The organism is Flagellimonas flava, from assembly GCF_900129665.1.
Lineage (GTDB): Bacteria > Bacteroidota > Bacteroidia > Flavobacteriales > Flavobacteriaceae > Flagellimonas > Flagellimonas flava.
On the sequence record NZ_FQWL01000002.1, the window covers coordinates 725,858 to 740,533 of the forward strand.

General features: G+C 41.4%; 18 protein-coding genes and 1 tRNA gene. 8 read left to right on the top strand and 11 right to left on the bottom strand.

Translation table 11 applies throughout. From position 1 onward, the window contains the following. The first annotated feature begins 79 nt into the window (after positions 1-79). From BUC10_RS09145 to BUC10_RS09165, 5 genes are all read left to right on the top strand, one after another. Positions 80-382 carry an ArsR/SmtB family transcription factor gene (locus tag BUC10_RS09145; protein WP_073178627.1) on the top strand — a complete coding sequence of 101 codons (303 nt, stop codon included), beginning with the start codon at positions 80-82 and terminating at the stop codon, positions 380-382. A gap of 35 nt (positions 383-417) precedes the next feature. Next, complete coding sequence (locus BUC10_RS09150) at positions 418-1,821, top strand: pyridoxal phosphate-dependent decarboxylase family protein (protein ID WP_222843719.1); 1,404 nt, start codon at positions 418-420, stop codon at positions 1,819-1,821. Then, entirely contained in the window at positions 1,814-2,344 is a 531-nt protein-coding gene (locus tag BUC10_RS09155) for a DinB family protein (protein WP_073178629.1), read from the top strand. Before BUC10_RS09150 ends, BUC10_RS09155 begins: the two co-directional genes overlap by 8 nt. 61 nt (positions 2,345-2,405) lie before the next feature. Continuing rightward, complete coding sequence (gene dcm / locus BUC10_RS09160; RefSeq protein WP_073178631.1) at positions 2,406-3,641, top strand: DNA (cytosine-5-)-methyltransferase; 1,236 nt, start codon at positions 2,406-2,408, stop codon at positions 3,639-3,641. Continuing rightward, positions 3,631-4,239, top strand: a complete 609-nt coding sequence (locus BUC10_RS09165) for a hypothetical protein (protein ID WP_073178633.1) — start codon at positions 3,631-3,633, stop codon at positions 4,237-4,239. Before dcm ends, BUC10_RS09165 begins: the two co-directional genes overlap by 11 nt. On the opposite strand, the gene BUC10_RS09170 is transcribed toward BUC10_RS09165, so the two are convergent. The 8 genes from BUC10_RS09170 to rpiB all read right to left on the bottom strand — a co-directional run bounded on the left by BUC10_RS09170 (position 4,240) and on the right by rpiB (position 9,000). Further along, a complete protein-coding gene (locus BUC10_RS09170) occupies positions 4,240-5,130 on the bottom strand; it encodes a leucine-rich repeat domain-containing protein (protein WP_073178636.1) in 891 nt (296 codons plus the stop codon). Positions 5,131-5,213: 83 nt separating this feature from the next. Beyond that, positions 5,214-5,369, bottom strand: a complete 156-nt coding sequence (locus BUC10_RS17830) for a hypothetical protein (RefSeq protein ID WP_165614876.1) — start codon at positions 5,367-5,369, stop codon at positions 5,214-5,216. Positions 5,370-5,400: 31 nt separating this feature from the next. After that, positions 5,401-5,676: a hypothetical protein gene (locus BUC10_RS09175; RefSeq protein ID WP_073178638.1), complete on the bottom strand. Its 276-nt coding sequence runs from the start codon at positions 5,674-5,676 to the stop codon at positions 5,401-5,403. A gap of 124 nt (positions 5,677-5,800) precedes the next feature. Further along, positions 5,801-6,298, bottom strand: coding sequence for a VOC family protein (locus BUC10_RS09180; protein WP_073178640.1), 498 nt, complete (start codon positions 6,296-6,298; stop codon positions 5,801-5,803). Positions 6,299-6,371: 73 nt separating this feature from the next. Continuing rightward, positions 6,372-7,187 carry a DUF6597 domain-containing transcriptional factor gene (locus tag BUC10_RS09185; protein WP_073178642.1) on the bottom strand — a complete coding sequence of 272 codons (816 nt, stop codon included), beginning with the start codon at positions 7,185-7,187 and terminating at the stop codon, positions 6,372-6,374. Beyond that, entirely contained in the window at positions 7,184-7,636 is a 453-nt protein-coding gene (locus BUC10_RS09190) for a GNAT family N-acetyltransferase (RefSeq protein ID WP_073178643.1), read from the bottom strand. The genes BUC10_RS09185 and BUC10_RS09190 overlap by 4 nt, the downstream gene beginning before the upstream one ends. Then, a complete protein-coding gene (locus tag BUC10_RS09195) occupies positions 7,636-8,553 on the bottom strand; it encodes a cation diffusion facilitator family transporter (RefSeq protein ID WP_073178644.1) in 918 nt (305 codons plus the stop codon). Before BUC10_RS09195 ends, BUC10_RS09190 begins: the two co-directional genes overlap by 1 nt. 15 nt (positions 8,554-8,568) lie before the next feature. Next, positions 8,569-9,000, bottom strand: a complete 432-nt coding sequence (rpiB, locus tag BUC10_RS09200; protein WP_073178645.1) for a ribose 5-phosphate isomerase B — start codon at positions 8,998-9,000, stop codon at positions 8,569-8,571. A gap of 593 nt (positions 9,001-9,593) precedes the next feature. Here rpiB and rnr point away from each other — a divergent pair. From rnr to BUC10_RS09215, 3 genes are read left to right on the top strand one after another with little or no spacing between them, the layout of a single operon-like run. After that, positions 9,594-11,780, top strand: a complete 2,187-nt coding sequence (rnr, locus tag BUC10_RS09205) for a ribonuclease R (RefSeq protein ID WP_073178646.1) — start codon at positions 9,594-9,596, stop codon at positions 11,778-11,780. 44 nt (positions 11,781-11,824) lie between these two features. Then, positions 11,825-12,505, top strand: coding sequence for a head GIN domain-containing protein (locus BUC10_RS09210; RefSeq protein WP_073178648.1), 681 nt, complete (start codon positions 11,825-11,827; stop codon positions 12,503-12,505). Between the two features lies 1 nt (position 12,506). Beyond that, positions 12,507-13,166: a LysE family translocator gene (locus BUC10_RS09215; protein WP_073178649.1), complete on the top strand. Its 660-nt coding sequence runs from the start codon at positions 12,507-12,509 to the stop codon at positions 13,164-13,166. Positions 13,167-13,194: 28 nt separating this feature from the next. On the opposite strand, the gene BUC10_RS09220 is transcribed toward BUC10_RS09215, so the two are convergent. The 3 genes from BUC10_RS09220 to BUC10_RS09230 all read right to left on the bottom strand — a co-directional run bounded on the left by BUC10_RS09220 (position 13,195) and on the right by BUC10_RS09230 (position 14,668). Continuing rightward, positions 13,195-13,268 (bottom strand) — tRNA-Cys (locus tag BUC10_RS09220). 48 nt (positions 13,269-13,316) lie between these two features. Then, the gene (gene folB, locus BUC10_RS09225) at positions 13,317-13,676 is read right to left on the bottom strand and encodes a dihydroneopterin aldolase (RefSeq protein ID WP_073178650.1); all 360 of its coding nucleotides are present in this window, start codon (positions 13,674-13,676) and stop codon (positions 13,317-13,319) included. Between the two features lie 41 nt (positions 13,677-13,717). After that, on the bottom strand, positions 13,718-14,668 hold the full coding sequence (locus BUC10_RS09230) for a PorP/SprF family type IX secretion system membrane protein (RefSeq protein ID WP_073178921.1): 951 nt from the start codon (positions 14,666-14,668) through the stop codon (positions 13,718-13,720). Positions 14,669-14,676 lie beyond the last annotated feature (8 nt).

Genomic DNA, 14,676 nt, shown 5'->3' on the forward strand with positions numbered 1-14,676 from the left:
CTTCTAAATTCTTATAAAGATTTGTTATAATTGTGATTTTGATATCGACATATTTCGATATTTGGTGTATATTGCCCCTATGAATGTTATTGAAGTGAACAAGGTGCTGTCCAACAAAACCCGGATGGACATCCTTAAATGGTTGAAAAATCCAGAAAAAGAATTTCCTCCCCACAAAGAACTAGGGCATTTTGATTTTGGAGTATGCGGGCAGTTTATCTATGAGAAGTCAGGACTTTCACAATCCACAATTTCCAATTACCTGTCCCAGCTTCAAAATGTTGGGCTTATTACCCCTACCCGAATTGGTAAGTGGACCTATTTCAAAAGAAATGAAGAACAAATTGCGGCATTTTTAAAGGAGATTCATAAAGAGCTGTAATTTTTTTGGTTTATTAAATCGACAATTATCCATATATGAATATGACAGGTCTTCAACAGAAAATGTTCCAAGAACTGGAATCACAAAAGGGTCTAAAACTGGCCCATAATCATGCCCTTTCCTATGTGAAGCAAATCTTTGATAGGAATGTATATCCTTCAGAAAGTGCTTTGAAAAACTTAGCCCGTTTTAATGAAGATTTACCTCGGGAAACCGGTAATCCGGAAACAATTCTGGACCTATTAAACACCTATGGTGGTCCTGCCACGGTAGCCACTTCCGGGAGTCGGTATTTTGGATTTGTAACTGGGAGCACCCTGCCCATTACCCTTGCTTCAAAATCCTTGTCCACAGTTTGGGATCAGGCACCCGCCATGCACGTGACCTCTCCTATCGGAAGCAAATTGGAGACGGTTGTAGAGGATTGGCTTCGCAAATTGTTCCAACTCCCCGAGTCCACGGTTGCCGGATTTGTAAGCGGCACCTCCTTGGCCAACTTTTGTGGCCTAGCCGCAGCTCGCTTTCATCAATTGTCTAAATTGGGCTGGAACGTAAACGAAAAAGGACTGAATGGAAGTCCCCGTCTTCGGGTGGTTGCGGGCAGACAATGCCATTCCACCATCCTTAAAGCCATCTCCCTGCTTGGGTTTGGGGTTGACCATATCGAATGGGTGCCTACTGATGATCAAGGTAGAATCATTGCCTCGGAAATTCCCCAATTGGATGAAACCTCCATTTTAATTCTTCAGGCCGGAAACGTAAACACGGGCTCTTTTGATGACTTTAATACTATCTGTAAGTCTGCCCAGGAAAAGGGTGCATGGATTCATATTGATGGTGCCTTTGGACTTTGGGCACAGGCCACCACCAATCTATCACACCTCACCAAAGGAATGGAACATGCCGATTCCTGGGCTGTAGATGCCCATAAAACGTTGAACACTCCTTATGACAGTGGAATTGTACTCTGCAAAAATCCAGAAGCATTAAAGTCCGCCCTACATATGACGGGAAGCTATATCATTACCAGTCCACAACGGGATGGTATGTTCTACACTCCGGAAATGTCGCGTCGTTCCAGAATCATTGAGCTTTGGGCCGCACTACGTTATTTGGGTAAGGCCGGAGTGGACCAATTAGTGGAAACCATGCACCACAGAGCGATTCAATTTAAAGAGGAATTGCAGCAGATAGCGGGTTTTCGCGTACTGAATGAGGTCGTTTTCAACCAAGTTTTGGTGCGTTGCGATACGGATGAAATTACCGAAAAGGTCATGGCCCATATTCAGGATCAGCGGGAATGCTGGGTAGGTGGCTCGGCTTGGGAAAACAAAAAAACCATTAGAATCAGTATCTGTTCTTGGGCCACCACCTCAGCCGATGTTTCCAGGTCCGTAGCATCATTTCGCAAAGCCATAACAGCAGTCACCCATGAATAGCACAAATTTCAACTTAGAGAAATCCATCCAAATTTTGGAACGCACTCCAGCAGTGCTCAAAGCGCTCTTTTATAATCTTGGGGAGGACTGGATCACCGTAAACGAAGGTCCTCAAACCTGGAGTGCCTATGACATTTTGGGTCATCTAATCCATGGCGAAAACACGGATTGGATACCAAGAGCCAAAATTATTTTGGGTGATGGGGCGGACAAAACCTTTGAGCCGTTTGACCGATTTGCCCAAAAGGAACTTTCCAAAGGCAAGTCCATGGAACAGCTTCTAGATGAGTTTGCCCAACTCCGTGAATCCTCAGTACAAATCTTAAAATCGTGGTCCCTATCCCAAGAAGATCTGGCCAAAAAAGGCAACCACCCGGAACTCGGAGCGGTTACCTTGGGGCAATTGCTTGCCACTTGGACCATTCATGACCTAGCACATCTGAACCAGGTAAGCCGGGTGATGGTGAAACATTATGCGGACAGCGTGGGGCTTTGGAGACAGTATATCTCGTTGTTGAAGTAATCTTAGACTAGAATAAACTTTCTTCGCTTGTTTGCCCAAACCACAAATCCTATTTTTGGGTATGCAACAACTGAGGGTATGTGAGCTTTTTGCCGGCGTGGGCGGATTCAGGTTGGGATTGGAGGTCAGTGGAAACTACAAGGTGGTCTGGAGCAACCAATGGGAGCCTTCCACCAAAATGCAGCACGCATCTTTGGTATACGAAGCCCGTTTTGGGCCTAAAAACCATTCCAACCAAAACATTGAGGAAGTGCCTACCTCGGAAATCCCGGACCATGATATTCTAGTGGGCGGATTCCCTTGCCAAGATTATTCCGTGGCTACTTCGTTGAAAAATTCAAAAGGTTTGCTGGGTAAAAAGGGAGTCTTGTGGTGGTCCATCCATCGAATCCTTTCCGAAAAGAAAAACAAACCCAAATACCTGTTTTTTGAAAATGTGGACCGTATGCTGAAATCGCCCTCTACACAACGTGGTCGTGATTTTGCCGTTATGCTGAGCAGTCTTAACGAACTGGGCTATGCCGTGGAATGGCGGGTGATCAACGCGGCAGATTATGGGATGCCCCAGCGGCGAAGGCGGGTTTTTTTTCTGGGTTACCACAAATCCACCGCATTGTACCAACACCTTAAAAAATCGTCCTCTTCAACTTGGATTGAGGAGGATGGCGTGCTTTCCACTTCATTTCCCCATAAAAAAGTTTCTCCTTCGGCAACCATTTTCAATCTCGACAAGGATTTGGTCCGATTATCAGAACGTTTTAATCCAGATGGAGGTCTTTCCCCTTTTTTAAATTCAGGGCTTTCCCTAGATGGGAAAGTCATGACCCAAAAGACGCTTCCCGTTTATGGGGAAACCGGGACCGTATTGGCCGATGTCTTGGAAAATGGCAGTGCTGATGAACTTCTCTTTATTCCCCAGGACGACCTGCCCAAATGGGAATACCTCAAGGGGGCCAAAAAAGAGATCAGAAGAACCAAAGCAGGTTTTGAATACAATTATAGCGAGGGCGGTATGGTATTCCCAGATGCCCTTGATCAACCTTCCAGAACTATTATTACAGGAGAGGGCGGCAAATCCCCTTCTCGGTTTAAGCATGTGGTACAGACCACAAAGGGATTGCGCAGACTTTCCCCTGTTGAATTGGAACGGTTGAATATGTTTCCGGACAATCACACCCAATTGGAGGGCATTTCCGATGCCAAGCGGGCCTTTTTTATGGGCAACGCTTTGGTAGTGGGTGTGGTGGAGCGCATTGGCAAGACCCTGTTCCGGAAAATCCAAGAATTTGAAAAGTAATTTTGAATCCGACCTACTTCTAGAACAAAAACTTTCCCGCTATTTGGATCTCCAATATCCCAAATTACTGCCTGATTATTTGGTAGAACGAATTCAGGATAGGAAACAGCAGCATTTGGGCGTTGACCTGGTACTTACACACAAGAAAACCCCGAAAAAATATTACGCGGACGAGAAGGCACAGTTGGATTACCTCAACAAAAAACTGCCCACTTTCGCTTTTGAACTTTTCTATGAAAAGTATGGAAAACAGAAAACAGGTTGGTTTTTGGACACCCAGAAAAAAACGGACCTCTACCTTTTGGTTACTGGAATTTGGACGGATGTTCACGGCGATTTTAACTCATGCCATATCACCCAAGTGAACAAGGCCAAGCTCTTAGAATGTCTCTCAAAAAGGGAGTTGACCTCTAAAAGACTGAGACAACTTGCAGATTCCCAACCTACTTTTCATGGAAAAATGCAGTTGGCGAACCTCAACCCAAGAACGGAAGGCTATCTCTTTTTCTCCCGAAAAAACAAGGTTGAAAAGCCTGTAAATCTGATTCTACGATTGGAGTTTCTATGTAGAACCGGAGTTGCTAAACCCTTAGTTTAGCTATTCACAAATTGAACTAAACTCTTGATTTTCCGATTTTTCAATGGTCGGGATTTCTTGACCAACATCAATCTTAACACAACCTAAATCTGGATTGTTGTTGATCGTTATTTTTATGAGCTCTTTATATTCGCTCACATCTAGTTCTGATAGTAAGTTGTTGTGAAGGTTTAGGTATTTGTAGTTCACATTTGTTCCAAAGTTGATGGTTTCCAGCTTATTATTGTCAACAAACACGTTTTCCAATGCCACGTTTGAACTTAAGTCCAACTCCTTGACCTTATTGAGCCTCAGTAAGATGTTCTTTAAGTTTACAGCACCTTCTATATCCAAAGACGTTAATTCGTTATGGCTCATGAGCAAATTTTCCAAAGAAGGATTGTGTATGCTGATTTCTTCAAACAAGTTAAAGGACAACCTTAAATCTTTCAATTGATTTGCTTTTGATAGACCCGTGATAGAGCTAAGGGAATTGACCTTAAGGTCCAATGAAATCAGATTGGGGTTGTTCCCCACATCAATACTGGTAAGATAGTTTCCCATCAAGTACAAGGTGTCCAGTTGTGTGTTTGAAGATAAGTCTATCTGCTCCAGTTCGTGTTGGGCCACGGATAGTTTTTTTAGGTTGACAAAACCTTCGATTCCGGTTAAATCCATTATGGTTCCTTTACCGGAAAAGCTCACATCCAACACTGTTATTTCCTCCGCATCAGTTTTAAGCATGCGCTGGTTTACCAAACCGTCCGAATCTATGCCCTGGTCGACCAGCATAGTTTCAAATGATTGGTCTGGTATTTTTAAATAAATGTCATTTTGTGAGTCTTCATTATCACTTGAACATGATACCATGACGAATATGGCCATCGTCATGACCTGGGGGATAAATTTCATTTTTGCGTTTTTTGATTTGATGATATAAGAAGATGCAAAAGTAAAATTGTTACGGAGAAGAACCGATAATTTTCTTTTTGCTTTTAAAAGCCTCTTTTTGAAATATTAAATAGCAGGGTATCACGCTTTTCTTCTTCTTTAAAAGCGGAAAGCTGCTCCGTGAGCAGTTGTAGTTCTTCTTGTTTGGATTTGGGCAGATGGTTCACAAGGGGAATGTAAGGAATTTTTGGTTGTGACATTGCAAGCCCATTATGGCCCTTTTTACATTCACTACATATTCAAAAAGACAAGCAAGCAAATTATTCCTATTAAAATTATTCCGAATATGGCAAGTTCTTTCCGTCTATCAGATTTTGCTTTTTTGCGAATGTCCTTTTTTAAATTTTCCAGTTCAGACTCGGATATTTCTGGAAAATCAAATTCGGGTTTTGAATCAGAGTCTTTAAACCCCAGCTTCTTCCTATCAAATTTTCCCTCAGCTTTATCTTTACGCGCGTTTTTTCTGGCAAGTGTAGCTTTAAATTGAGATAAACTTCCGTGGGCCATAATAATACGGGATTACATATTGACAAGGTACATCAACCCTGCATAAAACACTCTTAGTATAATATATGTGGGAAGTTTTGGGATTTGTTACATTAAATTCCGTTTAAGTCCATGGTTTTATAAGCTAATTCTCCGAATGCAAGCCCAATTTATTGCCTTCAGAGTCTAAAAACAGGGCAAAAAATCCACTTTCGTCCGCATGAGGGGTTTTAGGCATCAAGATTTGCCCGCCATTGGGTTCCACTTGGTCCAAAATAGGCTGAAGGTCGTTTCCACCGTTCAGATATATGGTTATTCCGGCAGCAGAAGGTTCGTTACCTTCCCCCTTCATAATTACCCCCGTTACCATTTGGTCCTCAAAAGGCAATAAGCCCATTTCTAGTCCAGGGAATTCCATTTTTTCTATCTGTAGGCCCAAAATGTTCTGGTAAAAACCGATGGCACGGTCGATATCCGTAGCTGGAATTTCAAAAATGGAGACATAAGTATTCATAGGGTCTGTTTTTTGGGTTTCTACTGGGTTTACTTCTTCCGTTTCCGGAGCGGGTTTGGATTTGGGTTGACAGGCCGTAAAACTCATGGCAATTACAGCCGCAGATAGGCCAAAAAGGATTCTTTTCATGTTTTTGATTTAACTAAGTGATAAATCTAAAATACCCAAAATCCCGGAAATTGTAAAAATGCGACAACCAAACCTATTTATAGAAAGCGGAGGAGAGCGCCATGTTTTCGTGTCCCAAAAACTCCTTTGGACTAATACCGGTGAACTCCTTAAAGTCCTTTATAAAATGGGCCTGATCATAGTACTCACTTTCGTAGGCAATCTTAGTAAGACTTTCACCTTCTCCGCTCAACAACAATTTTAGCGCACTTTGCAAACGGATGACCTTGCCCAGCTGTTTGGGACTGATGCCTATCTGTTCCGAAAATTTCCGTTCCAATTGTCGTCTTTTGGAAGGGTCTTCTTTAAGGATATTGCTTATGGAAGTATTCCCTTTGGTGGCCAGCAACGCCTCTACGGTCAATTTTACAATGGTGTCCACCGTGTTGGTTTGGTTGAGCCTGTCCAATAGAAATTTTTCAACAATCGTAATCCGTTCCTGGGTATCAGCCGCCTGGACCATCTGATTCTCCAGATTTTTGGCGGTCTCATGTCCAAAAAGGTTTTCAATGGGTGTTTCCTTATTGGCTAAGGTCTTTAAGGGTACATCCACAAAATTGGCAAAGCCATAGGGATAAAAACTGATAGAAAAGGAATCCACATAACCAGTTGGTTCTATATAAAAAGGCTCCAGCGTCTGTCCCAACACAAATGCTCGGGGCTGCAAAACATACTCATTTTCGGTGGTGTAGTGTTTGATGTCGTCCCCGAATATAAACGCCATTTCGATCTTTCCATCCGGAACGATGCGCTGTCGTTGGGGATTGTCCGAAGCAGGAACTTCCAATGACCAATAGCAACTAATCAGCGAAGCTAAATCTGGATGCGGTTGAAAGGTTTGGTATTTCATGAGGCTTGGTTTTGCTTTACCATCCTCACATGCGGAATTCCATCCTCCAAATACGGCTCACCAGTTTCTTTAAAGCCCAAACTGTTGTAAAATTTAATCAAATACGTTTGGGCGGAAAGCTCTAGGGTCTCACCTGGATATCTGGTTTCCAAACCCTGGATGGAGGCTTCCATGATTACCTTCCCATATCCAAACTGGCGCTGGTCTTTCTCCACAACTACGCGACCTATACTCGGGTTATCAAAGTAATCCCCGGGTCCAAACATGCGGGTGTAAGCCACTACCTGATTGTCTTTTTTCCCCAGCACATGAATGGCTTTTTGGTCCTTGCCATCCGCATCTTTGTAGACACAATCCTGCTCCACCACAAAAACTGCACTCCGCAACTCCAAAAGCTGGTAAAGTTCTGTAGTGTTCAATTCGTTGAAGGTTTTAATTCGAATTTCCATTAATCCTGCACAATTATACTTTTGGAATCACATTTATCAAACTCTGGCTGAATGTTCACATGGTTGATGCCATGTTTGTGATACACATGCTCTTCAATATCCTCCAGAATCTTGTCAAATTCGGAGAGTTTTATGTCCTCCTTAAAATCGATATGTGCCTCCATATGGATTTCATCCTCGTTCAATTGCCAAATATGCACATGATGGACATTTTTAACTGGTTGCAGAGTGCAAATGGATTCCACTATCTCCTGAACTTCTATGGTTCTTGGTGTGAACAGCATCAATACCTTGGTGGATTCCTTCAATAAATCGTATCCCATATAAATCAGATATAGGGCTATGGCCAAAGTAAGCAGGGCATCTACCCAAAATATCTGGTAGAATTTCATCAGCAATCCGCCCACCAAAACCGCTACCGAGGCCATCATATCCGTAAGCAAATGCAAATAGGCCGATTTCATATTCATATTATCCTCGGAATCCTTTCGCAACAGCAGTACACTAAAACCATTACCCAGAATGGCAATCAAGGACAGCCAAATCACCAGATTGGACTCAATTTCCTGGGGCTCAAAAAAGCGTTCCACAGCCTCAATCATTAAAATGACCGCTACTACCATTAATGTGGCCGCGTTGATGAAAGCTGCCAAAATTTCGGCACGTTTATAACCAAAGGTCTTATTCTTGGAGGCCTTTTTTCTCCCCAATAAGGTGGCGACATAGCTGATAACCAAGGAAAGGACATCACTAAAATTGTGAAGGGCGTCGGACAAAAGCGCCAGACTGCCGGAAATAATCCCGCCCACCACTTGGGAAACCGTAATTACAATATTGAGTAGAATGGAAATAAGGAGATTCCTCCCCTTTAGATCAGTATGGGAATGGGAATGTCCGTGATGGTGGTGGTGCCCCATAGGTAGTTGCTTTACCTATCGGCAAGGTATTTTTTCTACGCGGCGTTCGTGGCGCCCGCCTTCAAATTCTGTGTTCAGGAAAGTTTCTACCATTTCCAAAGCCTGTGGCAAGGCAATAAACCGTGCAGGTAAGCTAAGAATGTTGGCATCATTGTGAACACGCGCCAAAGCAGTAATTTCTTTGTTCCAACATAACGCACCTCTTACATTTTTGTATTTATTAATTGTCATGCTGGCACCATTCCCACTTCCACAAATAACAATACCCACATCCACATTTTCTTCTTCTACATCCTTTGCAACAGGGTGGGCAAAGTCAGGATAATCAACACTATCAGTACCATCAGTGCCGTAATTTATCACTTCTATTCCTTTGGATTTTAGAAGTCCAATAACCGCAAGTTTATAGTCGGTTCCGGCGTGGTCATTTCCTATAGCTATTTTCATTGTTCAAGATTTAGATTGGTAGTATACAAAGGTACAATTCTTTTAAAGGTGTACTGTTGATAAAAATCAACTATAGTTTCCATTAGCTTCAAATTCAGAGACTTGATAAAAAAGGGTTTTTGTTGATCGTTCGTAGAAAACTTAATGTAACTAAATTTTGAAGAACCAAATTAAAAAGCCATTACGGAATAAATTTTGGTATTTGTTATAGAATCCTTCAAAAATTAATCAACCATAATTCAATAAAATCTTGAAGTAGTCAACACCATATTCAAATTAACTTTTTAATAAAATCATGTTGAAAACGCTTATTAAACATCGTGGATAAAAATTATAAGTCCTTGATTATTAATTTTAACCTGAACTGAAAAAATGTGAACAAAGTTTTTATTGCGTTCAAAGCAATTATTTCATCATTATTTTATTCCACATTTCAACAAGCAATCATCATCACCATTTTTATAATTTTAAAAAAGAAAAGAAAATAGATTATAATGTAATTGTTGATAAACCAAAGTTGTTTTAGTATTAGTTGATGTTTCTTCCTATGGTGTCGGATTATAATTTGTAATTTTCACGAAATTAAACTGTCGATGTCTAAGAAAAAGAAAAGGGCAAGAAGTCAGCGAAAGAATGAGATTACGAAAGGCATCTTTACAGTACTGGAAAAAGAACCTTCCAAAAGTTTTAATTACAAACAAATAGCTGCAAAACTTGGGTTATCGGATACCCAAGAACGAAATTTACTTATTAAACGCCTCGGCCAGCTGAAATCCAGTGATCGAATACTGGAAGCCGAAAGGGGAAGATTCAAAAAGAAGCCTTCCCTGCATACCTATTATACGGGAAAAGTGGACTTGACCACCAGTGGTAACGCTTATATCATAGCAGAAGAACTGGATGATGACGTGTTTGTTCCTTACAAGAAACTCAATAGGGCTTTTCACGGAGATTTGGTGGAAGTGTTTCTGAAGCCCAGGCGCAATGGCAAGAAACCTGAGGGTGAGATTGCCAAGGTTTTGGAACGAAGAAAATCCACTTATGTTGGTGTCGTGGACAAACAGAAAACTTTTGCTTTTGTGCGACCTTCCGACCCAAAGATGTACACTGATATTTTTGTCCCTTTAGAAAAACTAAAGAAGGCAAAGGACGGTGAAAAAGTGGTAGTGAAGCTTGGAGACTGGCCAAAGGATGCAGATTCACCTTATGGTGAAGTCACTGAAGTTTTAGGAAAACCTGGAGAGCACAACACAGAGATTCATTCCATTTTGGCAGAGTACGGGCTACCTTATGAATTCCCATATGAGGTTGAGCAATTTGCAAAAACATTGGACACCAAAATCCATGAGTCCGAAGTAGCCAAACGAAGGGATATGCGAGACGTGCTCACGTTTACCATAGACCCAAAAGACGCGAAGGATTTTGATGATGCGCTCTCATTTCAAAAACTGGAAAACGGAAATTATGAGGTAGGTATCCATATTGCCGATGTTTCCCATTATTTGCAACCTGGCACCGTGTTGGATGATGAAGCGTATGAAAGGGCCACATCTGTGTATTTGGTTGATCGTGTGGTGCCCATGTTGCCGGAAGTGTTGTCGAACATGGCCTGTTCCTTAAGGCCCAATGAGGAAAAATATACGTTTTCTGCCATCTTTGAAATGGATGAAAGTGCCAAATTGATCAACCAATGGTTTGGGAGGACCGCCATTAACTCCAATGAACGTTTTGCGTATGAGGAGGCACAGCATATCATAGAAACCGGACAAGGAAAAATTCCAAAAGAGGTATCTATACGGGGCAAGGCCTATGAGGTTGGTCCAGCTATAAAAGAAGCGGTTTTGAGTTTAGACAAAATGGCCAAAGTAATGCGCAAGCAGCGCATGGATGATGGGGCTATTTCGTTTGATAAGATTGAGGTGCGGTTCAACCTAAATGCGAAGAACGAACCCGAAAGTGTGTTCTTCAAAGAGGCAAAGGATGCCAACAAACTTATTGAAGAGTTTATGCTGTTGGCGAACAAAAAGGTGGCCGAATTTATAGGAAAACAAAAAAAGACCTTTGTATACCGGATTCATGATGAACCTGATGAGGAAAAATTACTGGCCCTGAACGGACTGATTTCCAGGTTTGGCCACTCCATTAACCTGAAGGATAAAAAAAGCCTGAACAGTTCGCTGAACCAACTATTAAAAGATGTAAAGGGAAAGAAAGAACAGAACCTAGTGGACACTTTGACGATAAGAAGTATGAGCAAGGCCATTTACACCACGGAGAATATTGGTCACTATGGTCTGGGATTCGACTATTATACCCACTTTACATCCCCTATACGACGATATCCGGATGTAATGGTACATAGATTGCTCCAACATTATTTGGATGGTGGAAAACAGCCCCAGGTACCTGTGTATGAGGAAAAATGCAAACATTCCTCAGATATGGAACTATTGGCCTCCAGCGCTGAACGGGATTCCATAAAATATATGCAGATCAAGTTTATGGAGGATCATAAAGACCAGGAATTTTTAGGTGTGATATCTGGAGTTACAGAATGGGGTATCTACGTAGAAATTGTGGAAAACAAATGTGAGGGCATGGTCCGTATCAGGGATATTAAGGATGACTATTATTTGTTTGATGAGAAGCAATTTGCAATAATAGGTGAGCGAACCAATCGCATGTATCAATTGGGAGATGAGGTCTATGTAATGGTTAAAGATACTGATTTGGTGAAACGGCATCTGGATTTTTCCTTGTTGGGAAAGAAGAAAAACTGATTTTGGAATACAATTTGTGATATGTGGGCATAAATTTTTAAGACATGAAGGCTTTTAAAATTTTAGCGTTACTGATTTCATTTCAAATCGCAAGCGCACAGGAAGAACAGCTTACAAAGGAACTGCGGGAATTTACAGAAGTAAAGGGTTTTGATGGACTATCGATTAACCTTATTAAATCCAATGAGAACAAGGCTGTAATTAAAGGGGCAAACACCGGAAAAGTTGCCATTGTCAACAATAATGGGGTGTTGAAACTTCGAATGGAAATAGACAAGATTTTTAGCGGTTATAGAACCCATGTGGATCTTTATTTTGCACAAACGCTTAAAGTAATCGATGTGAACGAAGATGCCCGGATTAGGTCCAGTGAAGTTTTTGAACAGGATGTTCTGGATTTAAGGGCCCAAGAGGGTGGTGAGCTGGAACTGAAATGTCAGACAGAACAACTTTTAATCAAGGCGATTACGGGAGGAGAAATTGCGGTAAGTGGTTTTGCCGAGAACCAAGATATTATTATCAATACTGGAGGCAGCTATGATGGAAAGGAATTTAAAACCCGTTTTTCCACGATTGTTGTGAATGCAGGAGGGGATGCAAAAATCTACGCCACGGATTATGTAAAGGCCAATGTAAAAGCAGGTGGTGAGGTTCTGGTTTATGGTGATCCCCTGAAAATGGATGAAAAAAAAGTGTTCGGAGGAAAGATAATTCGAATGGACTAATATGATAGACGATATTCAAGCGGCAATACCCTTGGGGTTTTTACTGGCCTTTATGATAGGTCCGGTGTTCTTTGTGCTCTTGGAAACCAGTGCCACTAAAGGTTTTAGAGCTGGAATCAGTTTCGATTTTGGGGTAATTATCGCTGACATTGTCTTCTTGTTGATAGCGTATTTCAGTAGTTTTCAACTGTTGGAAAACCTAAGCAACCAACCAGGTCTTTTTGTTTTCGGGGGGATGATTCTTTTAGTGTACGGGATTGTAATTTTCGTAAAAAAAGCTTCCAAAAAGGAAAATTTGAAGGCTTCAAAAGGAACGTATGCAGGACTTATGATCAAAGGATTTTTGCTCAATTTTATCAATATAGGGGTGCTCGCTTTTTGGCTGGGTCTTATTGTAATTGTTGGCCCCAGTCTGGATAATGACCCAAATCGGATTTTGGTCTTTTTCAGCACAATGATCATTGTTTATTTTATGACGGATGTATTTAAGATATTGTTGGCCAAGCAATTGAAGGGATATTTGACGAAAGACCGCATTGTGATGATCAAAAAGATACTTGGTCTGGTAATTATCGTTTGTGGAATCGTTTTGATTATCAAAGGTTTTCTACCCAAAGAAAAGTTTGATATCAAAGAAGGCATTGAACGCATAAGTGAATAAAAAAACCCAGCAAATTTTGCTGGGTTCTTGGAGGCATCGAGCGGATTCGAACCGCTGTACAAGCTTTTGCAGAGCTGTGCCTAGCCACTCGGCCACGATGCCGTTTCAGGGAGCAAATGTACTACTTTTTTTAGCTTGCCCAAACCAAAACTAAGGTCTTTCGGCACTTAAAACAACAGCTACACTTTGGACGTCCCCACCAATTGGAGGATTTATTTTTGCAACTTCAATTTCTGATTTTTTTACTTCAGGCAATTCTTTAAAAATCCTATCAAGAATTCGTTTGGCCACATGCTCCAATAAATTGGAACGAACAGCCATTTCTTCCTTAACTATGTTGTTGAGATGAACGTAATCAACCGTTTCTGAAAGTTTATCGGATTTTGAAGGGAGGGACAAATTGGCGCAAATCTCTAAATCCACCCGATAATCACTTCCTATCAACATTTCCTCCTTAAGACACCCATGATTGGAATGTACCCTGATATTTTTTAACCTAATTTTCCCCACACCCTAATTTTAGAGCAACAAAAATAGGGCAAACCATGGGATTAATACATACACCTACAGTTACTGATGCCCTGGAACAAATCCATTCCAACGGTAACAACATGGGTACCCGTGCTGTATCCTAGAATTTCGTTGGTAATTACCTGATAGGAATAACCAAAATAAAAATTGTTCTTTTTCAATCCTGCAATAGGTGCAATGTACAGGGGTTTTCCTAATTGATCATTCAAAAAACGGTAGGTTACACCAACATAATAATAGTCTTCAAAATCGTGAAATCGGAATTTGGCATTTAAATCGGTCACGGACCTACCATCACTTTCGAAGTACTGATAGAAAACAGATGGCTCAATTTCCAGTTTGCTGTTTTTGTTTTTTGAAATACTGTATCCTGCGTAGGCATAGTAATTTCTCAAAGTGTTAGGCTCAAAAACAGGATTAAACTGCGCTAAATCCTTGTTGAGAACGTTGGAAGCATTGGCGCTTATATAGAATTTTTTAAATCTGTATAACACCCCAAGATCAAAGTTATGGTTTGTGGTAGCCTTGTCATCTGTTGGGCGCTGCCCGTTGAAATCGGTAAAGTTTTCAACATCAATTCTAAACTGGTTGAAATTATATGAAATTCCAAATGACAAGAAGATATCTTCATACCGATCTAAAGTAAGGTGGTGGGCAAAAGATACCCTTGCACCCCGTTGCTTGGTTTCACCGTTACTATCATTGTACATCAACATCCCTAACCCGGATCGGTTACCAATACGCGCATCCGCCGCCAAGGTCTGCGTATCGGGGGCATCTTCTATACCTACCCATTGGGTTAAACCGTTAAGTCGAACCTTGATATGGTCGCCAATACCCGCATAGGTAGGAGACATTAAGAAGGGGTTATCGGCAATGTATTGCGATAACTGCGGAATGGTCAATTCCTGGGCTGCCCCTCCAAAGGAGAGCAGCATGATGAGGGCGGGGAATAGGTGTTTTTTTAACATGATGTCGT